The 24,687-nt window shown below is 58.1% G+C and carries 23 protein-coding genes and 1 tRNA gene; 17 read left to right on the forward strand and 7 right to left on the reverse strand.

Going from position 1 to position 24,687, the window contains the following annotated elements:
• Positions 1-60: 60 nt before the first annotated feature.
• From mmsB to chvE, 3 genes are all read right to left on the reverse strand, one after another.
• Positions 61-1,269, reverse strand: a complete 1,209-nt coding sequence (gene mmsB / locus ACJJVH_RS10265) for a multiple monosaccharide ABC transporter permease (RefSeq protein WP_112803680.1) — start codon at positions 1,267-1,269, stop codon at positions 61-63.
• Positions 1,266-2,804, reverse strand: a complete 1,539-nt coding sequence (gene mmsA / locus ACJJVH_RS10270; protein ID WP_112803678.1) for a multiple monosaccharide ABC transporter ATP-binding protein — start codon at positions 2,802-2,804, stop codon at positions 1,266-1,268. Before mmsA ends, mmsB begins: the two co-directional genes overlap by 4 nt.
• 106 nt (positions 2,805-2,910) lie before the next feature.
• Complete coding sequence (gene chvE / locus ACJJVH_RS10275) at positions 2,911-3,975, reverse strand: multiple monosaccharide ABC transporter substrate-binding protein (protein WP_112803677.1); 1,065 nt, start codon at positions 3,973-3,975, stop codon at positions 2,911-2,913.
• A 273-nt stretch (positions 3,976-4,248) separates the two neighbouring features.
• Between chvE and ACJJVH_RS10280 the strand changes: the two genes are divergently transcribed.
• Complete coding sequence (locus ACJJVH_RS10280) at positions 4,249-5,256, forward strand: LysR family transcriptional regulator (RefSeq protein WP_112803675.1); 1,008 nt, start codon at positions 4,249-4,251, stop codon at positions 5,254-5,256.
• 78 nt (positions 5,257-5,334) lie between these two features.
• Positions 5,335-5,802, forward strand: coding sequence for a hypothetical protein (locus ACJJVH_RS10285; protein ID WP_113422088.1), 468 nt, complete (start codon positions 5,335-5,337; stop codon positions 5,800-5,802).
• On the opposite strand, the gene ACJJVH_RS10290 is transcribed toward ACJJVH_RS10285, so the two are convergent.
• Positions 5,803-6,063: a hypothetical protein gene (locus ACJJVH_RS10290; RefSeq protein ID WP_113422089.1), complete on the reverse strand. Its 261-nt coding sequence runs from the start codon at positions 6,061-6,063 to the stop codon at positions 5,803-5,805. It lies immediately after the preceding gene.
• A 230-nt stretch (positions 6,064-6,293) separates the two neighbouring features.
• Here ACJJVH_RS10290 and iolG point away from each other — a divergent pair, with 230 nt between their 5' ends.
• From iolG to ACJJVH_RS10310, 4 genes are all read left to right on the forward strand, one after another.
• Positions 6,294-7,286, forward strand: coding sequence for an inositol 2-dehydrogenase (iolG, locus tag ACJJVH_RS10295; RefSeq protein WP_112803671.1), 993 nt, complete (start codon positions 6,294-6,296; stop codon positions 7,284-7,286).
• 199 nt (positions 7,287-7,485) lie between these two features.
• Entirely contained in the window at positions 7,486-7,800 is a 315-nt protein-coding gene (locus tag ACJJVH_RS10300; protein WP_112803669.1) for a metalloregulator ArsR/SmtB family transcription factor, read from the forward strand.
• Entirely contained in the window at positions 7,797-8,156 is a 360-nt protein-coding gene (locus ACJJVH_RS10305) for an SRPBCC family protein (RefSeq protein WP_113356489.1), read from the forward strand. Before ACJJVH_RS10300 ends, ACJJVH_RS10305 begins: the two co-directional genes overlap by 4 nt.
• Positions 8,157-8,200: 44 nt before the next feature.
• Positions 8,201-8,824, forward strand: coding sequence for an ATP-dependent Clp protease proteolytic subunit (locus ACJJVH_RS10310; protein WP_112803665.1), 624 nt, complete (start codon positions 8,201-8,203; stop codon positions 8,822-8,824).
• A 115-nt stretch (positions 8,825-8,939) separates the two neighbouring features.
• Here ACJJVH_RS10310 and ACJJVH_RS10315 read toward each other — a convergent pair whose 3' ends face one another.
• Positions 8,940-10,181 (reverse strand): ROK family protein, encoded by a 1,242-nt coding sequence (locus ACJJVH_RS10315; protein ID WP_412063851.1) that lies wholly within the window; start codon positions 10,179-10,181, stop codon positions 8,940-8,942.
• 224 nt (positions 10,182-10,405) lie between these two features.
• On the opposite strand from ACJJVH_RS10315, the gene xylF reads away from it, so the two are divergent.
• The 9 genes from xylF (at position 10,406) to ACJJVH_RS10360 (ending at position 20,342) form a co-directional block, all read left to right on the forward strand.
• Positions 10,406-11,446 (forward strand): D-xylose ABC transporter substrate-binding protein, encoded by a 1,041-nt coding sequence (gene xylF / locus ACJJVH_RS10320; protein WP_112803661.1) that lies wholly within the window; start codon positions 10,406-10,408, stop codon positions 11,444-11,446.
• Positions 11,447-11,741: 295 nt separating this feature from the next.
• Positions 11,742-13,055 carry a sugar ABC transporter permease gene (locus ACJJVH_RS10325; RefSeq protein WP_112803659.1) on the forward strand — a complete coding sequence of 438 codons (1,314 nt, stop codon included), beginning with the start codon at positions 11,742-11,744 and terminating at the stop codon, positions 13,053-13,055.
• 15 nt (positions 13,056-13,070) lie between these two features.
• The gene (locus tag ACJJVH_RS10330) at positions 13,071-13,853 is read left to right on the forward strand and encodes a sugar ABC transporter ATP-binding protein (protein ID WP_112803657.1); all 783 of its coding nucleotides are present in this window, start codon (positions 13,071-13,073) and stop codon (positions 13,851-13,853) included.
• A 150-nt stretch (positions 13,854-14,003) separates the two neighbouring features.
• Positions 14,004-14,077, forward strand: a tRNA-Arg gene (locus tag ACJJVH_RS10335).
• 209 nt (positions 14,078-14,286) lie between these two features.
• Entirely contained in the window at positions 14,287-15,600 is a 1,314-nt protein-coding gene (locus ACJJVH_RS10340; RefSeq protein ID WP_412063852.1) for a tyrosine-type recombinase/integrase, read from the forward strand.
• 134 nt (positions 15,601-15,734) lie between these two features.
• Complete coding sequence (locus ACJJVH_RS10345; RefSeq protein WP_412063853.1) at positions 15,735-16,373, forward strand: hypothetical protein; 639 nt, start codon at positions 15,735-15,737, stop codon at positions 16,371-16,373.
• A 237-nt stretch (positions 16,374-16,610) separates the two neighbouring features.
• Entirely contained in the window at positions 16,611-18,686 is a 2,076-nt protein-coding gene (locus ACJJVH_RS10350; protein WP_412063854.1) for a flagellar hook protein FlgE, read from the forward strand.
• An 83-nt stretch (positions 18,687-18,769) separates the two neighbouring features.
• Positions 18,770-19,216, forward strand: a complete 447-nt coding sequence (locus tag ACJJVH_RS10355) for a DUF6641 family protein (RefSeq protein ID WP_412063855.1) — start codon at positions 18,770-18,772, stop codon at positions 19,214-19,216.
• 343 nt (positions 19,217-19,559) lie between these two features.
• Positions 19,560-20,342, forward strand: a complete 783-nt coding sequence (locus ACJJVH_RS10360; RefSeq protein WP_412063856.1) for a DUF2958 domain-containing protein — start codon at positions 19,560-19,562, stop codon at positions 20,340-20,342.
• 9 nt (positions 20,343-20,351) lie between these two features.
• Here ACJJVH_RS10360 and ACJJVH_RS10365 read toward each other — a convergent pair whose 3' ends face one another.
• Positions 20,352-21,716 carry a hypothetical protein gene (locus tag ACJJVH_RS10365; RefSeq protein ID WP_412063857.1) on the reverse strand — a complete coding sequence of 455 codons (1,365 nt, stop codon included), beginning with the start codon at positions 21,714-21,716 and terminating at the stop codon, positions 20,352-20,354.
• 92 nt (positions 21,717-21,808) lie between these two features.
• Here ACJJVH_RS10365 and ACJJVH_RS10370 point away from each other — a divergent pair, with 92 nt between their 5' ends.
• Entirely contained in the window at positions 21,809-22,096 is a 288-nt protein-coding gene (locus ACJJVH_RS10370; RefSeq protein WP_412063858.1) for a DUF6626 family protein, read from the forward strand.
• A 71-nt stretch (positions 22,097-22,167) separates the two neighbouring features.
• Positions 22,168-23,181 carry an ABC transporter substrate-binding protein gene (locus tag ACJJVH_RS10375; protein WP_412063859.1) on the forward strand — a complete coding sequence of 338 codons (1,014 nt, stop codon included), beginning with the start codon at positions 22,168-22,170 and terminating at the stop codon, positions 23,179-23,181.
• 69 nt (positions 23,182-23,250) lie between these two features.
• On the opposite strand, the gene ACJJVH_RS10380 is transcribed toward ACJJVH_RS10375, so the two are convergent.
• On the reverse strand, positions 23,251-24,600 hold the full coding sequence (locus ACJJVH_RS10380) for a hypothetical protein (RefSeq protein WP_412063860.1): 1,350 nt from the start codon (positions 24,598-24,600) through the stop codon (positions 23,251-23,253).
• Positions 24,601-24,687: the final 87 nt, after the last annotated feature.

Here is a 24,687-nt window from a genome sequence, read left to right on the forward strand (position 1 = left end):
CAGCGAGAGCCGGGCTCTGTCATGGATTTGATTTTAAAGCCTCGGCCGGTCGCGCGGCGATCAGCCCTTGTTCTTATTGTAAACGTCGATGAATACGGCAGCGAGCAGAACCGCACCCTTGATCATCTTCTGGGAGTCCGTCTGGTAACCCAGGATCGACATGCCCTGGTTCAGCACGCCCATGATCAAGGCACCGATGACGGCGCCCGTCACCTTGCCCACGCCGCCGGAGGCCGAAGCGCCGCCGATGAAGCAGGCCGCGATCACGTCGAGCTCGAGACCGTCGCCGCCCTTGGCGGTTGCCGAGTTCAGGCGCGTGGCGATGATGATGCCGGCGATGCTGGCAAGAATGCCCATGTTGATGAAGGTGTAGAATGTCAGGCGGCGGGTATCGATGCCCGAAAGCTTCGTCGCCTTCTCGTTGCCGCCCATGGCATAGATGCGGCGGCCGATCGTGGTGCGCTGCGTGGCGAAGGCGTAGAGAGCGATCAGCAGCAGCATGAGGATGAGAACGTTCGGCAGCCCTCTGTAGGAGGAAATCTGGTAGCCGATGAAGATGGTCGCAGCAGCAACGACCAGATTCTGGCCGATGAAGAAGCTGAACGGCTCGACATCGATACCATGCTTCTCGTTCACGCTGCGGCGGCGCCACGACAGCAGGAACATGATGATCGGGATGGCGATCGTCAGGAAGATCGACGTCGAATGGATCGTGCCCATATCGACAAAATCGGGAATGAAGCCCGTCGCGACGATCTGGAACGCCGGCGGGAACGGACCGATGCTGCTGCCGTTGCCGGTCGTATTGATGATCGCATAGGTCAGGCCGCGGAAAACGAGCATGCCCGACAGCGTGACGATGAACGACGGTATGCGGTGATAGGCGATGAAATATCCGTGCCAGGCGCCGACCGCAGCGCCCATGAGAAGACAAATGACCGTCGCGAGCGCGAGATTCATATGCATCTGCACGACCAGCACGCCGGCAACGGCCCCCACGAAGCCGACGACGGAGCCGACGGAGAGGTCGATATGTCCGGCCACGATCACGAGCAGCATGCCCAGCGCCATGATGACGATGAACGAATTCTGCAGCACGATGTTGGTCAGGTTCTGTGGCCTGAACAGAACGCCGTTGGTGAGATACTGGAACAGCAGCATGATGACCACGAGCGCGATCAACATGCCGTATTCGCGAATATTGTTGCGGATATGGTCGCCGATGGAAACGACGTGGCTGCTTTCCGTGGCAGGGCTGGCCGAACTCATTGATGCTTCTCCCCTGAGCGCATGATAGCGCGCATGATGCTTTCCTGGCTCGCTTCTGCCTTCGACAATTCGGCGACGATGCGACCCTCGTTCATGACGTAGATGCGGTCGCAGGTGCCGAGAAGCTCGGGCATTTCCGATGAGATCATCAGAACGCCCTTTCCGTCGGCGGCAAGCTGGTTGATGATGGAATAGATTTCGTATTTGGCGCCGACATCGATGCCGCGCGTCGGCTCATCGAGGATCAGGACGTCCGGATCGGAAAACAGCCATTTCGACAGCACCACCTTCTGCTGGTTGCCGCCCGACAGGTTGCCCGCCTCCTGGAAGACGCCGGCCGAGCGGATGCGCAGCTTGGCGCGATAGTTCGTCGCCACCTGCAGCTCCCGTACGTCGTCGATGACGGTGCCCTTGGAAACGCCGAGCAGATTGGCGAGCGTCGTATTGTGCAGGATGCTGTTCGACAGGACGAGGCCGAGCTGCTTGCGGTCTTCCGTCACATAGGCAAGACCGGCATCGATCGCCTTGCGCACGGTGCTGGTATCCACCGGCTTGCCTTCGAGGAAGACTTCCCCGCTGACCTTGTGGCCATAGGACTTGCCGAACACGCTCATGGCGAATTCCGTGCGTCCCGCACCCATCAGGCCGGCAATGCCGACCACTTCGCCCTTGCGGACGTTGATGTTGATGTCGTGCAGGATCTGCCGGTCGCGATGCTGCTGGTGAAAGGCGTTCCAGTTCTTCACTTCGAAGATCGTCTCGCCGATCGGAACCGAGCGCGGCGGATAACGGTCGGCCAGCTCGCGGCCCACCATGTTGCGGATGATGATGTCCTCGCTGATCTCTTCCTCATGACAGTCCAGCGTCTTCACCGTCATGCCGTCGCGCAGCACGGTAATCTCGTCGGCCACCTTGCGCACTTCGTTCAGCTTGTGGGTGATGATGATCGAGGTGATGCCCTGATTGCGGAACTCGATGAGGAGATTGAGGAGCGCGTCGGAGTCGCTTTCGTTCAGCGATGCCGTCGGCTCGTCGAGAATGAGCAGCTTGACGCTCTTCGACAGGGCCTTGGCGATCTCGACGAGCTGCTGCTTGCCGACGCCGATGTCGGTGACGAGCGTGTTCGGAGATTCTCTGAGGCCCACCTTGGCGAGCAGCTGCTTGGTGCGGGTAAAGGTTTCCTGCCAATTGATCATGCCATTGGCGACGACCTCATTGCCCAGGAAGATATTTTCGGCAATCGACAGCAGCGGCACGAGCGCCAGCTCCTGATGGATGATGATGATGCCGATGTCTTCGGAATCCCTGATCGTCTTGAACTGGCGGACCGCGCCATCGTAATAGATATCGCCGTCATAGGTGCCGGCCGGATAGACGCCTGAAAGCACCTTCATCAGGGTAGACTTTCCGGCTCCGTTTTCACCGACCAAGGCATGAATCTCGCCCTGACGGACCTTCAGATTGACATTTTCCAAGGCGTTCACACCGGGGAACGACTTGGTGATGTTCCGCATTTCGAGAATGGTATCGTCCATTGTCCAAATCCAACGCCGCGATCGAACATAGCAGACCGCGCGATCGTCTTAAATATCAAAGCCAGGGCTCGCATTTCGGCGAGCCCTGACCGGGTATGCGGGAAAATTACTTCAGCTGGTCAGCCTTGTAGTAACCGCCATCGACGAGGATCTTCTCGTAGTTGCTCTTGTCCACTGCGACCGGGGTCAGCAGGTAGGACGGAACGACCTTGACACCGTTGTCGTAGGTCTTGGTGTCGTTGACTTCAGGCGTCTTGCCTTCCATCAGGGCGTTGACCATGTCGACAGTGACCTTTGCGAGGTCGCGGGTGTCCTTGAAGATCGTGGAGTGCTGTTCGCCGGCGATGATGGACTTGACCGACGGAATTTCGGAGTCCTGACCGGTCACGACCGGCAGCTTCACGCCGCCGGAGCCGTAGCCGACGCCCTTGAGCGAGGACAGGATACCGATCGACAGGCCGTCATACGGAGACAGGACCGCATCGACGTGGGCGTCGGTGTAGTAGGCCGACAGCAGGTTATCCATACGGGCCTGGGCCGTTGCCGGATCCCAGCGCAGGGTGCCAACCTTGTCCATGCCCATCTGGCCGGACTTCACGACGAGCTTGCCGCTGTCGATATAGGGCTTCAGGACCGACATCGCGCCGTCATAGAAGAAGAAGGCGTTGTTGTCGTCCGGAGAGCCGCCGAACAGCTCGATGTTGAACGGGCCCTTGCCATCCTTGAGGCCGAGGGCGTCGACGATCGAGTTCGCCTGCAGGACGCCGACCTTGAAGTTGTCGAACGTTGCATAGTAGTCGACGTTCGGACTGTTGCGGATCAGACGGTCATAAGCGATGACCTTGATGCCGGCGTCATGAGCCTTCTGCAGAACGTCGGACAGCGTGGTGCCGTCGATCGAGGCGATAACGAGAACCTTGTCGCCCTTCGTGACCATGTTTTCGATCTGCGAGAGCTGGTTCGGAATGTCGTCGTCGCCATACTGCAGGTCGGTGCCGTAACCGGCGGCCTGGAGCTGCTTGACGATGTTGTTGCCGTCGTCGATCCAGCGAGCCGAAGCCTTGGTCGGCATGGCGATGCCTACCGTGCCCTTGTCCGCCGCGAAGGCAGGTACCACCAGCGTAGCGACGCCGAACGCAGCGCCGGCCATCAATGAGATAATGGATTTCATTACTCTCTCCCTTGTTAATAATATGACGGACAAAAAATGCCCGCCCGAAACTGCGGCAGGTTCCATAGAAGGAATAGTTTACTTCTAATTGTGAGACACGAAGCAGGTCTCCTCCACGCTCTCACGGTTTATGAGCTGCACCCAGCGCACGATCGGCAAACTCGTACGATTTCGTATAACTGTCAAATAGAATAACTGGCTAAACGCATACCAAGTTTGGTATGATGTCAAAAAATAGTACTTTTTTGCCGACGAACGGGAAATTTGGCCGCCATGGAGAAAATATATAACGATTATTTCAGCGAAGGCATTGAGATTCATTCCGACAGTTTTCGCGACGACACGCTGCTGAAAGCCGGTTTGAAGCTCAATCATCTGCGCATGATCGTCACGATCGAGGATTATGGGCAGATATCGGCTGCCGCTGAGTCCATGAACATGTCACAACCTGCGGCTTCGCGGATGCTCTCCGAAATGGAGTCGATCGTCAAAAGTCCGCTATATGAGCGGGTCGCCAGAGGCGTCGTTCTCACCCCTTTCGGCCTTGCGCTGGCCAAGCGGGCGCGCAAGATTCTGCTCGAGCTGCGTGAAGCGGGTCGCGAACTCGGCGCACTGCGCACCGGCAAGGGCGGCTCCGTGTTTCTGGGTGCGGTAACGGCCCCGGCGATCAGCCTCGTGGTGCCGGCGATCCAGCGCGTGACGCGCACCTATCCCGGCATCGAGATCAATATCGAGGTTGAGAACAGCAATGTGCTGGCGCGCGAGCTTCTGGCCGCCCGTCACGACTTCATCATCAGCCGCATTCCCGACGATCTCGATCCGCGCCTGTTCACGACCCATGAGATCGGCGTCGAAAAGGCCTGCCTCGTCGTCCGCAACGGCCACCCCCTGCTTGAGAAAGGGGTAGCCGGCCTGCACGACCTTGGCGGTTACGATTGGGTCTTCCAGCCGCCGGGCACATTGCTGAGACGCAAGGTGGAAGATATTTTTCTCGCGGCCGGCGTGCCGCTGCCGGAAAATGTCGTCAACACCTCCTCCCTGCTGCTGACGCTTGCCGTGGTCTGCAAGACGGATGCGATCGCCCCCGTCGCCCTCGACATGGCGCAATTCATTTGCGGGCAATCCTCCCATGCCGGCGAATCCTGCATCCTGCCGATCGACTTCGATATCGACGTCAGGCCCTATAGCCTCATCACGGCGCGCGAGCGCGCCATGCCGCCAAGCGCCCGTCTTCTGCACGACATGATCCTGGAAGAGAGCAGAAATCTCTCCATGCGGTAGCTATCGCCTCGGCCACCGCCATGTTCCATAAGCTCCGCGCCAACTTCCGCCCCTATGAAGCTTGGCGTGGAGGCTCGCATGCTGTTCAGGCAATCATTGTTCCAATCCGTGCTCGATCGTCTCGATACGGAAGAAGACGTTCCGGAAGCAGAGGAAGCGGCGCATCGTATTCGCGGCCTGAACGTCAGCTTTGCCGCGACGGTCCCCGGCGGCGAGACGCCCGAAACGTACCGCCCTGACGAAGCCTATCGCGACAATCTCGGCGATCCGATCATACCGGCCGAACCGGAGCCGGCGCCAATGCCGCAGGAACCGGAGCCGTCGGTCATGCCGGAGCATCTGGCACGGACGTCACGGGAAGAGGTCGCCGCGGAGCTGGCGATCACCTCCGACCACGCGCGCGAAGCCCTGCAGGAAAAGCGCCGCCGCTTCGCCAGGGCCAATCATCCCGACGGCGTCGATGCCCTGTTTCGCGAGCAGGCAACGACCCGCATGACGCTCGCCAACCAGCTGATCGACGAAGCCATACGCCGCCTGAAACGATGATTATTTCTTGTCGTCCGTCGGCATATCGTTCTCCTCCGCATCATCCTGCGACGGAGCTTCGACATTGGCCGCGGGCGGCTGCGGCTTGAAATTCAACAGCAGCATCCATGCCGAATAGGCACCCAGCGCACCCGATAGCATGGCCCAGAACGGTTGCGCGCCGAGCGTCTCGACCGCTGCCCAGCCGAAGCAGACGGCCACGATGAGGATACGCACCCAAAGCGGCTTGTAGAGGGGATGGCTGGGATCGATCAGTTGCATGAGTCTTCTTTGCCTGTTCAAGGAGACTTGTCTTAGCGCATCATCGGGAAAATTGGGAAGCCATCGGCATAAAATAAGGTTTCGCGGGCGGATTTCGGATAAGCCGATATCGAACTGCGATTTTAAGAAATGTGAAGGCGGGGCGGCTTGACGTCGCCTTTGGAAAATGGAATGAAAATTCCATATAGGTTGACATTCGGTTCATTTGTTCCGAATCCAGGGAGGTAAAAATGACTGTCAGATTTGGTCTGCTCGGTGCCGGACGCATCGGCAAGGTGCATGCGAAGGCCGTCAGTGGCGATGCCAATGCCAAGCTCGTCGCCGTTGCGGATGCGTTCCCGGCCGCAGCGGAGGCCATTTCCGCCGCCTATGGCTGCGAGGTCCGCACCATCGAGGCAATCGAAGCCGCCAAGGATATCGATGCCGTCGTGATCTGCACGCCGACCGATACCCATGCCGACCTTATCGAGCGCTTTTCCCGCGCCGGCAAGGCGGTCTTCTGCGAAAAGCCGATCGATCTCGACGCTGCCCGCGTCAAGGCGTGCATCAAGGTCGTGGAAGAAACCAAGGGCAAGCTGATGGTCGGCTTCAACCGCCGCTTCGACCCTCATTTCATGGCCGTCAAGAAGGCCATCGACGAGGGCCGCATCGGCACCGTCGAAATGGTGACGATCACCTCGCGCGATCCGGGCGCCCCGCCCGTCGACTATATCAAGCGGTCCGGCGGCATTTTCCGGGACATGACCATCCATGACTTCGACATGGCCCGCTTCCTGCTCGGCGAAGAGCCGGTGGCGGTGACGGCAACCGCCGCCGTGCTGGTCGACAAGGCGATCGGCGAAGCCGGCGACTACGACAGCGTTTCCGTGATCCTTCAGACGGCATCGGGCAAGCAGGCCATTATCTCCAACTCGCGCCGCGCCACCTACGGCTACGACCAGCGCATCGAAATCCATGGCTCGAAGGGACTGGTTTCGGCCGAAAACCAGCGCCCCTTCTCCATCGAACTCGCCAATGGCGAGGGCTACACCCGGCCGCCCCTGCATGATTTCTTCATGACCCGCTATACAGAAGCCTATGCCAACGAGATCGCAAGCTTCATCGCCGCCGTCGAAAAGGGCGCTCCCATCACGCCGTCGGGCGCCGATGGCCTGGCCGCGCTGAAGCTGGCGGATGCCGCCTTGCAGTCCGTCAAGGAAGGCCGTCTGGTCAAGATCGACTAGGCAGCCACCCGATCCTTCCAAAGGATACGATCCTCCCGACAAGTCCGCCGCGAATCGCTTCGCGGCGGACTTTTTCTTTGCCTCCACGCATGGTCGCGATTTGCCAAAGGCACTCAGGGCACCGGCCCCGCAAGCCATCGATCACAGGCCGGAATGGAAAGCTCTTGCGAATCACATAAGTCCGTGCTTATCTGTTTCCATGATAGAGAACGAGATATTCCGTGCTTTGGCAGACCCGACCCGCCGCGCCATCTTTGAAAAGCTGGCGGCAGGCGCCATGAATGCCAGTGCCCTGCGCGAGGGCATGGATATCAGCCAGCCGGCAATGTCCCAGCATCTCGGCGTCCTGCGCGGCGCCGGACTGGTCAGGGAGGAACGACAGGGGCGGTTCGTGAACTACGAGGTCGATCCGCAGGGGCTTGCCCTCATCGCTCAATGGCTGGCGAAATACCGCGCCTATTGGCCAGCCCGTATCGAAGCTCTCAAGGTCTTGCTGAAGGATATGGATCAATGAACCGACTGACGATCCCGGAGCGGAAGAACAGTATCGAGCTGCAATACGACCTCAGCGAACCGCCGCAAAAGGTCTGGCGCGCGGTCAGCACTCCTGAGCTTCGGGAGAGCTGGCTGCCGAAGGAAGCCCTGGCCGACCCCGAGGCGATCTCCGTCACACCGGGCAAAGAGGTCTGCTACAGGCTGCGGGATGACGCGCCGCCGTTTCTCGAAAGCATCGTGACGTTCCAGCTCGCCCCCAATGCGGACGGCGGCACGAGCCTGCGGATCATCCACGAGCTGGACGATGCAAGGCTCCGCAAGGCTGCGAAGGCCGCGGCGAACAATAACGGCGTCTCCGTCATGCGCGCCGCCTGACGCACCACCCTCACCAACAATCTCATCAACATTGGAGTTCGCCGATGCGCGAAGCGATGCAACTCGTCCCCATGGTCGTCGAGCAATCCAGCAAGGGAGAGCGGTCTTTCGACATCTATTCCCGGCTGCTGCGCGAGAGAATCATCTTTCTGAACGGCGAGGTGAACGATGCCGTCTCGGCCCTCGTCTGCGCGCAATTGCTGTTCCTCGAAGCCGAAAGCCCGAAGAAGCCGATCAGCCTTTATGTCAATTCGCCCGGCGGCCTCGTCACCAGCGGCTTTGCCATGTACGATACCATGCGCTATATCCGCGCGCCCGTGCACACGCTCTGCATGGGGACTGCCCGCTCTATGGGATCGTTCCTGCTGATGGCGGGCGAGCCCGGCCAGCGGGCCGCCCTGCCCAACGCCAGCATCCTGATCCATCAACCCCTGGGAGGCTTCCAGGGTCAAGCCTCGGACATGCTCATCCACGCCGAGGAAATCAAGCGCACCAAGTACCGCATGACGCGGCTTTATGCGGAGCATTGCGGGCGCAGCTACGAGGAATTCGACCGCGCCATGGATCGCGACCACTTCATGACGGCGGAAGAGGCGCTGGAATGGGGATTGATCGACCGCATCCTGTACGTCCGCGACGAAGATCAAAACCCGGGTCCGGCGGATTGATGCCGATGCCAGATGCGGCGGCCCATCACGGGGGCGGCTTTTGCATCTGATCTGAAACTCCGGAGGATTGGGCAGCTTGCGCCGGGCGCAGTGGTTTAGCCCGTCGCCGCTCTCCTCAAACGGCCTCGCCGCGCAACTCCACGACCGTAGCTCCCCTCTTCACGATGCCGTTGTCGATGATCGACAGCGCGCGGTTCAGATGCCCTTCGAAGACAAGCGTCGGCTCGTCGATGACGACGCGCAGCTCCGGCATGCCTTCCATGCGCACGACATGCGATTCCGCCAGCCCTTCCGTGATACCCTCGATCAGGAGATCGTAGTAACGCACCCCCGGACCGGTGATGACGATCGGCATCCGCTCATGCAGGCTCAAAACGCGCGAGAGACCGTTGCCGAGCGCCAGCCCCGCCTGCCGGAAGGCGAGCACATTGCGCCGCCCGCCATGGCGTGCGCTCGCCGCGATCTTGTCGAGCTCGGCGATCGGAACGAATTTCGCGGGAATCGTGTCGAGCGGCACGTCGAAGGCCGTGCGAAGCATGGCGTAGAAGCCGGCATAGGCTTCGATGCATCCGCGCGCGCCGCAACGGCAAAGGCCGCCGCCTGGCACATGCATCATATGACCGAAATTCGGCGCCGATATCTGATGATTGCCCTCATGGTCCCGCCGCACGATGCCAAGTCCGATGCTGTGGCCAAGCGACAGGGCCGCCATTGCGCGGAAATCGCCTCCCTTGCTGATTTCCTCCTGCCGCCCGAGAGCCGCGGCGACCAACAGCGTCTCGTTGCCGAGAATGATCTGTGCCAGCCATTCGTCGCGAAACACGGCCGCGAAATCGATCTCGTCCCGCCCGAAGATCGGCGACCATCGCAGCACCGGCTCCGAGACATCGACAAGCCCCTTGCTGCTGATCGAGATCATCAGCACCTTGTCGCGCGACAATTGCGAGCGGGCAACGATCCGGTTCAGCGCGTCGCGCATTCCCGCCACGAAATGGTCGACGCCTGCGACGTTCTGCTGCCTGTCCTCGGTAAACCGGTCGATGAGACGCCCGGTATAATCCACGAGAGAGTATTGCACGGCATCCGAAGAGATGACGACGACGATCAGATAGCCGCAATCGCGCCGCTGCGAAAACAGCACGCGCGGCCGCCCGCGGCCGCTGGCAGCCTGCTGCTCCGCCTTTTCGATGATCTGCGCCCGCTCCAGGTCGGCGGTGATGACCGAGACGGTCGCAGACGAAAGCTTGGTGAAGTCAGAAAGCTCGGTATGGGCAAGCGGGCCGTGCCGGCGCAATGCCGACAAAACCAAGGCGCTGTTCTTTTGACGGACCAATTCGGTGCTCGATTTGGCCAGCATAGGCAAGCTCCCCGCTCATTCAACCCTCCCTCTCCGCAGCTCCTAATAGCTCTTTTCGGGTGACCAATGAAAGCTGTTAGTACGGGTGTTGACAGTTGAAAAAATCTCTGACACTAAATTTCTCGACTGTCGAGAAAAAAATCCAAGGTGTTTTTCGTCAGCATTATCGCCGCGACCGACGGGAGTTCAGGATACGTGCGGTCGCATTCACTCGGGAGGATAATATGAAAGCTTTCATCAAGCTGGCTGCGGGCGCGGCCATCGTTTTGACCATGCAGACGGCAGCCTTCGCCAAGGATCTCGTCGTCGGCGTTTCATGGTCGAACTTCCAGGAAGAGCGCTGGAAGACCGACGAAGCCGCCATCAAGAAGGCGCTCGCATCGGTCGGCGCCAAGTACATTTCCGCCGACGCCCAGTCTTCCGCTTCCAAGCAGCTGACCGACGTTGAATCCCTGATTTCCCAGGGCGCCAACGCTCTCATCATTCTCGCTCAGGACTCGGACGCCATCGGCCCGGCCGTTGAAAAGGCCGCCGACGAAGGCATTCCGGTTGTCGGCTACGACCGCCTGATCGAAAATCCGGCCGCCTTCTACATCACCTTCGACAACAAGGAAGTGGGCCGCATGCAGGCTCGCGAAGTGCTGAAGGCCAAGCCGGAAGGCAACTACGTCTTTATCAAGGGCTCCTCGTCCGACCCGAACGCCGACTTTCTCTTCTCCGGCCAGATGGAAGTGCTGAAGCCCTCCATCGACGCCGGCAAGATCAAGAACGTCGGCGAAGCCTACACGGACGGCTGGCTGCCGCAGAACGCGCAGCGCAACATGGAACAGTTCCTGACCGCCAACAACAACAAGGTTGATGCGGTCGTCGCCTCCAACGACGGCACCGCCGGCGGCGCCGTTGCCGCTCTCGACGCCCAGGGCCTGGCCGGTTCCGTGCCGGTTTCCGGCCAGGACGCCGACAAGGCCGCGCTGAACCGCATCGCGCTCGGCACGCAGACCGTTTCCGTCTGGAAGGACTCGCGCGAACTCGGCAAGCGCGCCGCTGAAATCGCCATCGACCTCGCCAAGGGCAAGACGATGGACCAGATTTCCGGCGTCCAGACCTTCACCGGCGGTCCGAAGCATGTTCCGATGAAGTCCGTGTTCCTGACCCCGATCGCCATCACCAAGGACAACCTGAACGTCGTCATCGACGCCGGCTGGATCTCCAAGGCTGAAGCCTGCCAGGGTGTCAAGGCCGGCAGCGTTGCTGCCTGCAAGTAAGCACGAAAGCTTGACGGGTTGACCCGACGATAATGCCGACGCCGCAAAGGGCTTCCATTGCGGCGTCGAACGCGGATAGGAAACAGACAACAACCCCGCCTGGAACGGGGCGTCGATTTCCCGTATTGAGTTGCGTCATCGCATATACGCCCGGCCCGCCGGATGGCGGCCATGGAACCGGACGAAGACCGGATGGGCGAGCGATGACGTCTATTGAGACCAGCGCGGATACTGCCGGCGGATAGCCTCTGTGCTTTCGCGGGCCTGCGCCCAACAGTGGGAGAACGGCAAAGCGATGGCCGACATGACACACTCCACAACATCGAGCGGCCCGCGCAATGCAGAAGAAGGCGTGATCACGCGCTTCCTGCGCGCCACCGAAATCGATACCCGCCTGCTCGGCATGGTCGGCGCGCTGCTGATCATCTGGATCGGCTTCGACCTCTATACCGGCGGCCTCTTCCTGACGCCGCGAAACCTCTGGAACCTCTCCGTCCAGACCTGCGAGATCGCCGTGCTCGCCACCGGCATGGTGCTCGTCATCGTCACCCGCAACATCGACCTTTCCGTCGGCTCGCTGCTGGGCTTCGTGGCTATGGTCATGGGCGTCATCCAGGCCAAGTTCCTGCCGACCTATCTCGGCTTCGACAGTGCGTGGACCTGGGTCATCACGCTCGCCTGCGGCCTGGTCGTCGGCACCTTGCTCGGTACTTTCCAGGGCGTGATCATCGCTTTCTTCAAGGTTCCCTCCTTCATCGTCACCCTCGGCGGCTTTCTCGCCTGGCGTGGCCTTGCCTGGTACGTCACCAGCGGCCAGACGGTCGCTCCGCTCGACGTCACGTTCCGCATCATGGGCGGCGGTGCCGAAGGCTCGATCGGCGCCACCTGGAGCTGGATTCTCGGCGTCCTTGCCTGCGTGATGATCGTTCTGGGCATTGTCGGCGAGCGTCACCAGCGCAAGCGCTTCAACTTCCCGCGCCGTCCGCTCTGGGCCGAATATTTCCTTGCCATCCTCGGCTCGGCGCTGGTGCTCGGCACGATCTACGTCTTCAACATCTATTACTGGCCCGTCGGCATCGCGAAAAAATACGCGACCGAACACAATATTCCCTGGCCGGAAACCGGGCTCGATATTCCCTATGGCATCGCCGTCCCCGTGCTCATCGCAGTCGGCATCGGCATCGTCATGACCTTCATCGCCACGCGCCTGCGCTTCGGCCGCTATGTCTTCGCGATCGGCGGCAATCCGGAAGCGGCCGAACTCGCCGGCATCAAGACCCGCTGGGTGACGGTGCGCATCTTCGCGCTGATGGGCTTGCTTGCAGCCGTCGCCGCGGCCATCTCCACGGCCCGCCTGAACGCCGCCGCCAATTCGCAGGGCACGACCTACGAGCTCTTCACCATCGCTGCGGCCGTCATCGGCGGCACGTCGCTCGCGGGCGGCAGCGGCACCATCGCCGGCGCCATGATCGGCGCCCTGGTCATGCAGTCGCTGCAGTCGGGCATGGGGCTCGCCAACGTCGATACGCCGATCCAGAACGTCGTCGTCGGCGTCGTGCTCGTCATCGCCGTCTGGCTCGACATCGTCTATCGCTCGCGCGCCAAGTAAAAGGAATTCTGAACCATGACGGATCAAACCACTCCGCTTGTGGAAATGAAGAACATTTCCATCTCCTTCGGCGGCATCCACGCAGTGGACAACGCCTCGGTAGAGCTCTACCCCGGTGAAGTCGTCGCGCTGCTCGGCCATAACGGAGCCGGCAAGTCGACGCTGATCAAGATCCTCTCCGGCGCCTACAAGCGCGATAGCGGCGATATTCTGATCAACGGCGAGCCCGCCGACATCCGCAGCCCGCGCGACGCCAAGAAATACGGCATCGAGACGATCTACCAGACGCTCGCCGTCGCCGACAATGTCGACGCCGCCGCCAACCTCTACCTCGGCCGCGAGCTGCAAACCCGCTGGGGCACGCTCGACGATGTCGCCATGGAAGCCAAGGCCCGCGAGGTGATGGGGCGCCTCAACCCCAACTTCAAGCGCTTCAAGGAGCCGGTGAAGGCCCTTTCCGGCGGCCAGCGCCAGTCGGTCGCGATCGCCCGCGCCATCCTGTTCGATGCCCGCATCCTGATCATGGACGAGCCGACCGCGGCCCTCGGCCCCCAGGAGACGGCGCAGGTCGGCGAGCTGATCAAGCAGCTGAAGAAGGAAGGCATCGGCATCTTCCTCATCAGCCACGACATCCACGACGTCTTCGATCTCGCCGACCGCGTGTCGGTCATGAAGAACGGCCAGGTCGTCGGCCATGCCCGCACCGAAGACGTCACCAAGGACGAGGTCCTCGGCATGATCATCCTCGGCAAGGTGCCCCCAAAGGCCACCCCCGGCCCCGGCGCGATGCGGGAATGAGCCGGCACCGCCGATAAAAAACGAGGCCGCGCGCCAAAACCCGCGGCCTCATCCCGCTAAAACGTCCGATCTGAATTTTCCTCATTGAAGCCAAACGTTTCCTGAGCTAAGAACCAGCCATCGGACAGGCGATTCAAATCGCCACGGCATGCACCCGTAGCTCAGCTGGATAGAGTGTTGGATTCCGATTCCAAAGGTCACAGGTTCGAATCCTGTCGGGTGCGTTTCCCAACTTATTGATATAATTGACTTTTTAGTCTTTGCTTGCCCTTCCGGAAAACGGCAATATCGGTAGCACAGCGTTAGCACAACGCTTACCGTCTTCGAAAAAACTCTTTGTTTTCAATGTCGATGATTCTCGGCCCGGGCCGGTGTTAGCACAGTGTTAGCGCGGCCTGCCTACCGTAGTAACACCATTGGAGACCCGGTTCCCGTGCTGCACAGCCTCAAACAATCCAAAGACCCCTTCGTTCTTTTCCAACGCGACGGCACCAATTGGTCCATGCGCTATACGATGAATAGCCGCCAGATCAGAAAGTCCCTCGGCACATCGGATGAAACGGAAGCCCATCGGCGGGCAAATGAAATCTGGCATGAGCAGAATTATCGCCTGAAAAATGGCATGAGCATCAGTGAACACGCCTTCAATGATGTTGCCGAGGAATTCGTCAAGAAGATCGAGGACGAAGCCGAGCGTAAAGAGCGCAGCGCCGATCACGCTTATTTCTGGCCTCCGAAGATCAGACGCTTTCTCATCGGCTATTTCGGCGAAAAGCCCATCGACAAGATCACCCCGCCCGACATCGAACGCTATCTGGAATGGCGAAAGACCTACTGGACCTCGGGACCGGGCAGCGACATCGAGAAAATCCGCGTCGAGCGTGAAGATGGCCGCGTCTTCAGCCGACCCGCTCCGCGCAAAATCGCCTCCTTGAGCACGATCAAGGGCGAGATGGTTATCATCCGCAGCTTGTTTCAGCAGGCTGTCCGTTGGGGCTATTGCCAGCAGATCGTTATTCCAAACCCCGTCGTGCGCAAACGCATCGACAACCGCCGCCCCGGTTTCACACCGGAAGAATACGAGAAGCTATTCAACACGGCGCTCGCCCGTATCTCCGAACTCCAGCCGAAGACGAAGGATGTTAAGGCCAAGGATGGCCGTGAATGGACGATGAAATTCACGCCGAAAAACATCAGAGCGGATCGTATCCGGCTCTACTGCTACATCGAGATCATGGCCCATTCAGGGATGAGGCCGACAGAGGCCAAAAACCTTACCTGGGCAAACATCATCGGCTTTCGCGAGTGCAAGAATAAGCCCATCGGAGAGCAGGACGTGCGCCTGCAAGTGCGTGGCAAGGGTAAGCATGGCACCTCTATCCCGCTTCTTGACGTTATCCCGGCGCTATCGATGCTTTGGGATATGTTCGAAAAGGAGGTCGGGCGAGAGCCAGAAGACGACGATCCGGTGTTTGCCGATGCGGAAGGAAAACAGATCCTGTCTTTCAAGCGTAGCTTCAACGAACTTCTGAAAGCAGCCGGTCTCGAATACGACTATAGAGGCGTCCGCCGCACACCATATTCGCTGCGCCACTACTATATCTCGACAATGCTTATAAAAGGCGCGTCGATCTATGACGTGGCGTTGAACACGCGTACCTCATTGCAGATGATTGAGCAGCACTACGCCCACGTAGCCACCGAGCATATCAAGGATCGGCTGAGGCCGGGACAGAGTGAGTGGTGACAATTTCGGTTGGGTTATCAATCCAAGTTGGATTGTTTTCCCGCAGAACACGGCTATTGATATTTTGCCGGATAGTTCAGTGAACGAACTTTCAGACGGCCCATTGATCGTGCATAATTGAGGAATTTCCCGATTTGAGTAACGGACGCCCCGGATTAGATAATCTGGAAAATCAGTTCTTCCGCGATAGCATGAAGGCTTTGGATCTAATTGCTAACCGCAAGTCTGATTCAGGCTTTGTCATATGCATGCGTCGCCTACTCGGTAATAATCCTCAGAAGGGGAAATCCTTTAGGATTGCCAAGCGCGAACACGTTTACGCGGGAGTGGATAAGAGCCGCGTAATCTTTCTGCCCGCGCAGTGGCGGGAGGAATTCGACAAGACGAAAAGCGCATGGGCCGGGTGTGAAAACTGGTGGGCGGGCTATCCGTTCATTCTGTGGGTCGAAATACGTCTGGGCGATGACGGGACCACAGGATATCTCAAGTTGATTGCCGAAATCGGCCCCATTTCCAACTACAAAGTCCGCAAGGGGATTATCGATACGATTAGGGCTGCAGCATCTGCGAAGAACTTGGAACGAATTCAATTTCCGGCTGATGCCGCTGACAAGGGGCGGCTCTATTCGCGCTTTTTCACCAAAAATTCGATCACCGTGAATGACATTCGCGACCCGGATGAAATGGAACGTAAATTCATGCAGCTCGTTGCAGACTTCGAAGCGGAGTTCGACTTGATCGCGAGCGCGATACCGCAGCTTCTTGAGCTATGAGAACGCATTCGTCGTTAACTTCTTGTTAATCTATCACGATGCGACTAGATTTATGGCTAGTGTTCGATTCGTGAACAGCCTTGAGATATCATATGATTTGATTTCTCAGGGTGACGGCCTCGCCATGATGGCGGGTACCCTCCGTGGTTAACCGTTAAAGGTATCCTGCAATTGCTAGTTTTCATTGGCCCGGTTTCCGGTCCGATGGCTCTAGTTTGTTCTTCAGGAGCTTTTAGCATGAGCCTGTACGGAACCATGCGTACCGCCACTTCCGGCATGAATGCCCAAGCCAACCGGCTTTCGACCGTTGCAGACAATATCGCCAACGTGAACACGAGCGGCTATAAGCGCGCATCCACCAGCTTTTCATCGATGGTCCTGCCCTCCACATCGGGCAACTACAATTCCGGCGGTGTACAGACGAGCGTGCACCGCGCCGTCTCCGAGCAAGGCGATATCAGCTATACGACGTCGGGCACAAATCTCTCTATCAGCGGCGCGGGCTTCTTCATCGTGCAGGATGCTTCCGGCATTCCCGTTCTGACGCGTGCCGGTGATTTCAGCGAAGATGCGCTCGGCAATCTGGTCAATTCGGCCGGCTACACGTTGATGGGATATACGTTCGACGGCGGCGCCCCGGCCGTCGTGGTCAACGGCTTTTCCGGTCTGGTGCCGATCAATCTCAATGGAAGCGGCCTGTCCGTCGTGCCTTCGACGTCAGGTGTCTTCAAGGTCAATCTGCCGGCAAATGCGGATGAAGCGGCAACCGACATGATGCATGCTCCATCGGACAACAAGCTGCCGGCATCCTATGACCGCAAGTTCACGGTCTCCTCGTCCGATGTTACCGAGGATTTTTATGCTGACGTCTACATGACCAAGATTGGTGACAACGAATGGGAGGTGACGGCCTTCGGGCGGCATGGCGCGTTGTCGTCGGGCCTTCCCTATGACGTGTCCGATCCCGCGCCAATGGCGACGACCACGTTGACCTTCGATCCCGCGACGGGAGCGATCGTCGGCGGCAATCCTGTGCTGACGATCTCGGCGCTCGACGACCCCTTCACGATCGATCTTTCCGGAATGACCCAGGCGACCGGACCGAGCACCAACAATATTGCAGCGCAGACGAACCTGCCTTCGGATGCTCCCGAGATCGATACGGCAGGCGGCGAACTGCCACCGTCTTCAAACGATCCTGCCAGCGTTTACGTTGCCAGGCAGACGTGGACAGGCTTTGTCGATTTTGGTCCGCCGACCTCGCTCGACGTTTACTACGCCAAGACCGGTCCAAACACATGGGAAGTCAGCTTCTACGACAGCGCAGCATCCACGGCAGGCGGCTTTCCCTATTCGACGCCAGCATTGACCACGCAGAGCCTCACTTTCGATCCCGCGACTGGCGCGCTGCTTGGTCCGGCCTCGCTCACAGTGGCGATTTCGGCGGGTAACAGCTTCGATGTCGATCTGACCGGCATGACCTCGCTTGCAAGCAACGACCCGACCGTTGCCAATCAGAGCGGCGGCATGAGCCTCTCCTACAATCTCTCGCCATCAACCAGCATATTCAAACCCTTCCTGATCGGGCAGACACCGGCACAGAACCAGACCGACAGCGTCTATACGAACAAGACTTCGCTGATTGCGTATGACAAGCTCGGCGCGACGGTCCAGCTGGATATCTATTACTCCAAGGGTCCTGATGGTGCCTGGGAGATGACGGTGTTCAATCATGCCGACGCGTCCAGTGGCGGCTTTCCTTACGGCGCTGCCGGTTCGCCTCCGCTCGCCACGACATTGCTAAGGTTTGGGTTGCATGGAGAGTTGCTGTCAACTCCGACGAACATAACTCTCGCAATTCCGGGCGGCGAGCAGCTAACACTCGACATTGCCGGAACCACGCAGCTTGCGGCTGGCTTCATGACCATCGACGGCGATGTGAACGGCAACGGCGCGAGTGCCGCGATCGGCTACGATATCTCGGACGATGGCATCATTTCCCTGAAATATGCGGACGGAACGCTTCAACCCAAGTACCGCATCCCTCTCGCTGATGTGGCAAGCCCCGACAATCTCACAGCATTGAGCGGCAACGCCTACGCGGCAAACGGCACATCCGGCGTCACGATCATGGGCTTTGCAAATTCGTCAGGCTTCGGATCGATTAAATCGGGATCGCTGGAGGGATCCAATGTCGATCTAGCCAGCGAACTCACGCAGATGATCGAAAGCCAGCGCAGCTATACGGCGAGCTCCAAGGTCTTTCAGACCGGCGCCGATTTGCTCGACGTGCTGGTCAATCTCAAGCGATAGGGACGATCGAACTCTCCGCTCGCCCTTTGGGCGGGCGGCTGTATGCCGGAGACATGGAAACAAATCCGGGAAAGGATCACCGCATGTCTCACCTCAAGGCCCTCAAGCTCGCCTCCGCAGTTCCAGTTCGCGCGACCAACGACCCGGTGATGCGCGCCCGGGAAAAGATGATTGCGGCTCTGATCGAACAGAAGCAGATGGCCGAAGCGAAGATCGCGGGTCAGGCTTTCACACCCACTCATATCGTGCGCAAGAAGAACGCTGAAGGCGTCCGCGTCGAGGTCGAAGCGCCAAAGCGCGTCCGTCAGGGCTGGTTCACTGATGCAGCGGGCAAGGTGTTCTTCGCACTGCGTTACGCGGGTAAGGCAATTGAGTTCGCCAAGGACAAGAATGCTGTTGATGTGGGCGACCTTTCAGCGCTTCCGGCGATCATCGATACGCTGGCCGAGGCGGTGCGCGCCGGGGAACTTGACGTGCAACTGACCGCTGCCGCTATCGAGCGTGGCAAGATGCTGAGCAAGGCCGGATAAGCAGCAGCGCAATTCCATCAATACGGCTCCGATCCCCATGAGATGGTTACCATCTCATGGGGATCGTGCTTTCCGCCTCCGGTCCAATGGAGCGTCAACGATAAGCGCACGGCGCCGGATGCTACCGCGCTGCGCTTTTTCCCTTCGTCGCGCTCCTTGATATGTCTGTGCGTGCCTATGACGGCGCCCGACGCATGCAATTGCCCTTTCCGCTTTCTTCATTCCTACGGGATATGAAACATGACAGGCCGGTGCTTTGGGTTTTGCGTACACCGCGCCGTCTCTTCGCTCGCCCTTTGCGCGATCTGGAATTTTGTTTCCGCCGAAATCAAGCGGAGACGAGATGCAAAACCATTCAAGCGATCAGAACGGTGAGAGGCCTACGCAAGCCCAAATCGACTTGGCCTTACTGTTCACGACCGATCTGCATGTGGGTGCCGTGGCCTTCTACAAGCGGAAGTTCAAAAGCGCGTCACTGGATCTTGCTTACGACATCGACGGGGTAATTCATCACCGCAGCTATCTTTCGCCATTGTCATGGAGGGCGATTATGCTGTTCGCGTTGAACGACGACAAAACAGTCACCGTTCACGAAATAGACCGGCCCGGCCGATATCGTCGGCTCTTTCCGAAAACCGTGCTTCGCCGCATGCACTGGCACGCGCGACCGAATGCCGATTTCCCACCGGTTGTCCGTCTCCATGATCCGAATGGGCAGACCGTGATGTTGCTAACGCGCAGCCGATTTTCCGGCCATGCCGTCGACGCGCTCCATAATCTCGCTGATGGCAAGCCTGTGTTCCAGCCATTATGGATTTCCGACATCATGGCGCTACGCCCCATGCTCGGCATCGAGCTTTTTCGGGACGAAACGTTTACGGCGTCATTTTCGATCAGCACGTATATCAGGGCAGCGGCAAGGACAGGCCGGATTGTCGATGAGCCGGAATTGTCGGGGATAGACCTTTCCGGCATAGCGCCATTGCTTCCATTGCCGCAGCCCGCGCCGGTCGTCTCCCGCATCTTCGACCAGCAATGCCGCGAATACCCGCAGATGGAAGAGCTTCGCGGACGGACGATCTACGACGACTATTCGTTTCAGACTTGCGCTGAAAAAGTTCGGTGAGCGAACTTTTTACGACTGCATCATACCGCCCCGCTGAGCACCGCTGACTTGCTTCAAGGCCAAAATGCTACGCAGACGCTCGGAAAGGCCGACAACGTTTCCGGTGCATCTGGAGGTCCCGCTGATAGCTGTCGCGGCCGTCCGGTTGGTCCCTGCCAAGGGGCTGTCAATGTCGATGACTGTCCAGTTCGTATCCTGTATAATATTATTATACACACAACGCGTTACGCCCTTGCCGATACCAAAGACACCAGCGTTATTCCCTGAAACAACACGACTGTCTTCGACAACGAAAGTTCCATCCATATCGAGCCCAACGGCATGAGCTTTCATCTCATCATCAATGACTGCATGAGCAACAAGACGGTCAGACATCTCACCGTTCTCAAGCTCTTCAGCAATTGAAATACCCGAAGACACGGCACGTTGAGCATCATCGGTTGAATTGCCCTTGGCTTGCCCGATGACAACGCGAAGTGATCGAAAGCCGGATCGCTCCAGGCAGAGCCAGTCTACATATTCGCGGATATCTTCAGCTGGCCACCAGTTGCGTTCGCTTGGCATTGCCGTGCCCGCTTGCTCCTGCTCCACGAAGTCCTGTGCATCCGGTGCCTTGTAGTCGCATTCGATGCGGAATTTCAGGCAATACCGGACGATGCTCTGGATGTTCTCCTTGACATCGCGATATGCGCGAAATGGCTGAATATCCACCTGATATTTCGCCGTGTGGGTTTCCTTGCGCAAGGCGCTCGCGATTTCGTCTGTCGTCAATCTCCCCTTTCGGACAATCGCATGAAGATGCGGACGCCAGATTGTTTTGTCCGGCGCGGCCATCAACGGAAACCCCATAGCATCCAGCGCGATACGCGTGTTACGGCCACAGCTTTCGAAATCACCGAAGCTCATGCGGTCGATTTCCCACCAGCCCAACAACTGGAAATCATCCCAACGGCTATCTTTCCTGCGCTGGCGGTCGATGAAAGTGCGAAGTCGGCGCTTTTCGTTCTCCACGAGATCGGTCATGCCGGAGAAGTCCAATTGCGGCGGCAGCAGGATCGTTGCGAAGGCCAATTCGTCATTAGCGGCATCGCAGAATATCGTCTTGATCGCCTTGCCCGTTTGCACCGCTCGTTCCCGCATGTGGCAACGCGGGCAAAGCGGAACACCGCAATAATCGATATTGCTCCAGTCATCGACTTCGCCACAGGTGTCCATCCAGCGTCGGGCCAGATGGTTCGCTGGAAGTGCCGCCCTAACATACTGGCGTTGAGCTTCGTTCGCTTTCGTCAGATATTTCATCTGGCGGCGTTCGTGACGGGTGAAGACGCCGTTCGTCATCATGTCCGCCTGTAGTTGCTCCATTCTTGTCTTCATTGAAAATCCCCTTGAAAATATCCTGCTATTTATAAAGCACCCATTTTAGCACCGTGCCTTGGAAATAAATATTTGTTTCAAGGAGATAGGCTATGAAGATCAAGGAAATCTACGGCACGTTGAGCGATACCGGGCTCGCCAGTTCCCAGATGAAATTCTCGCAAATATGGCTCGGGCGCAGTCCGCGCTATTACTCGCATCTTATCGCCGTTGGACGAGAACCCGGCCTTGCGACGCTCTGCGGCATCAACTGGCGGCTTGAGCAACTGCTCGGCCATTCCTCGCCTGCGTCCAATCCACAACTGGTAGATCTCAAGCGACGGCTCACGGCGGAGATTGAACGGCGCGCAATCACAGACATTCGACGTCATTCGTCTTAACCGTCGGCAAACGAATGGGCCGGTACACCGAGGATGTTTGTCTTGTCTGCTTTTTACTTCAGGTATTATCAATGAAAGCTACGGGTTATCGCTTTGCCAGCGCCTTCTTCATGGTGACGGCAATCTCCACCTCATCCGCCTTTGCTCTCGATAAAGTTCGCTTTGGCACTGATTGGCTTGCGGAAGCCGATCACGGCGGTTTCTACCAGGCGCTTGCCGATGGCACCTATGCCAAATACGGGCTTGATGTCGAAATCGTTCAGGGCGGGCCAAGCGCACAGAACCGGGCTATGCTTCTCGCGGGCAAACTGGATTTCTATCTCGGCACGCAGCAGGAGCAGCTTGTCGGGCAGGAACAAGGCATTCCACTGGTCGATGTTGCGGCAATCTATCAAAAGAACGCTCAGGTCATTTTGGCGCACCCCGGCAAAGGCATCGACAAATTCGAAGACCTCGCGAAACTGAAAACCATCTTCATGACGCAGGGTGGCTTCGGTGCCTATTTCGAATGGATGAAAGCTAACTTCGGCGGTTTCAGCGACGAGCAGTTCAGGCCTTACAATTTCAGCCCTGCGCCATTCCTCGCGGACGAAAATTCCGCTCAACAGGGTCTGTTGACCTCGGAACCCTATGCAATCAAAACGCAAACTGGCGTAGATCCCAAGATATTCCTGCTCGCCGACGCCGGCTACGCCCCCTACGCGACGATGATCACCGTGCAGCGCCAGTTGGTCGACACCGATCCCGATCTCGTACAGCGGTTTGTCGATGCCTCGATTGAAGGTTGGTACAACTATCTTTACGGGGATAATTCAGCAGCAAACGCGCTGATTAAGAAAGAGAACCCCGACATGACGGATGACCAGATTGGCTATGCCATCGGCAAGCTCAAGGAATACGGCATCGTTGACAGTGGGGATGCACTGGACAAGGGCATCGGTTGCTTGACTGCCGAACACTACACGCGGTTCGCGAAAACTCTGGTCAGCGTCAAACTTCTCAAGTCCGAGACCGATGTTACCAAGGCATTCGACACGCGTTTTTCCTGCAAAGGCGTCGGGTTGTCGCTAAAGAATAAATCATAGGATGGTCAACGGCGCGGTGATCGAACTCCGCGCCGTTTCTTGATTGCTGGGAACTAGCTCCGTTTCGTCTCACGCCGCTGCCAGCGTATCAAGGAATGACGCCCACTGCGTTGTCTTGGATTGCGGATCTGCCCATATGTCCTCGATAGCGAAGCGGAGACCCTTTAGAATAACGGGAACATCATTTCCGTATTCTTCTGGGTTATCGAAAATCCTATTCACCTGCTTGAACACACGCAGATATGCTTCCGCGTTGTGGTTCATGAGGATCATGATGCTATCATTGTCGAGATCGGACGAACCGTTCGAGCCGACGCAAATTTCATTGACCTTCACTCGGGAACCTATCGTCGTTGCAACAGGGATGGTGTAAAAGGTCTGCTCGCCCTGCAAAGCACCATTGCTCCGCTTGGCCTTCGGGCGACGTTGCGCAATTTCCCATGCAAGCTCATTGAGAGTGCGGGTATCCGAAGGATTGCCTTCTTTCGGCATGGATACCGTCGAAAAGGTCCAGCCGGTCTTATCCAGGCGGTGTGTCATCAGCGCTTGAAACTTCGCAGCGGAAATAAACGGCCCTGCTGTGTCGAAGGTGATCTGGAGATCGGGATTGACTTCGCTGACGCAGCGTTGAAGCGCGTTGAACAGATAAGCGATCGCTGGCGTGGAGATACCCAATATGTGTATCCACTTCGCCGTTTGCAGCAAACCGTCGTTTCGCATGTCGTGAAGTCGGTTGAGCAGCAATGAAAACGAGTTCTGATGCGCGCCCGCAAAAGCCCAGCCTTCAAGGCCATACCCCTTCACGGCCTCGTACCAAGCCTTGCTTTCGGCTTCATTGCGGCCCTGAAGGACATTGAGAAGGTTCGTCGCACCTGGTTTTCGGCTGCGCATGAAATAATCGAGATTGAGCAAAGACTGCTTCAGGCACGCATTGAAATCCAATGACAAGCCGTTCGCGGCACACATAGCATTGAGGTTGTGGCCTTCGGCTATCAACCGTTCGGCGTGGACTGCGACATTGCCCGGCGTGATACCACCTGTGGGAAAATCCAGCGACATTGAATAGTCGGCATGTGTTTCCAGCCAACGCAGCATGCGTTCGCATGTGGCATCGCCAGTAAACTTGATTTTGTTTCCTTGTATCTGGAAGCCGCCGCTGTCACCGATGACCCTCGTGCGCTGGCGATCACGCGATTTGACTATGTTGTCTTCAAGCGCCGAGTTTGCGGTTTTGGCGGCTTGGCCGGCGCTATAGAGCGCATAGGGATAGTGAAACAACCCGCTTTTTGGATCGAGAAAATTCAGATCGGTTTCGAGAAACGAAAAGCTGCGTTTGAGATGCTGCGAATATCCCAACCTCGCGAATTCCTGACTGATCGCAGGAGTATAGATGGCGTAATTTGAAGGTTTGGTAATCATATCGCCTGCCAGAAAAGTTATGCGTTGAAATCGTCTGCAATTTTTAAGGATTACACCGTCTGATTGCGCCACGTTTTTAGGAATGCA

This window comes from Rhizobium sp. SYY.PMSO (assembly GCF_046840415.1).
GTDB lineage: Bacteria > Pseudomonadota > Alphaproteobacteria > Rhizobiales > Rhizobiaceae > Rhizobium.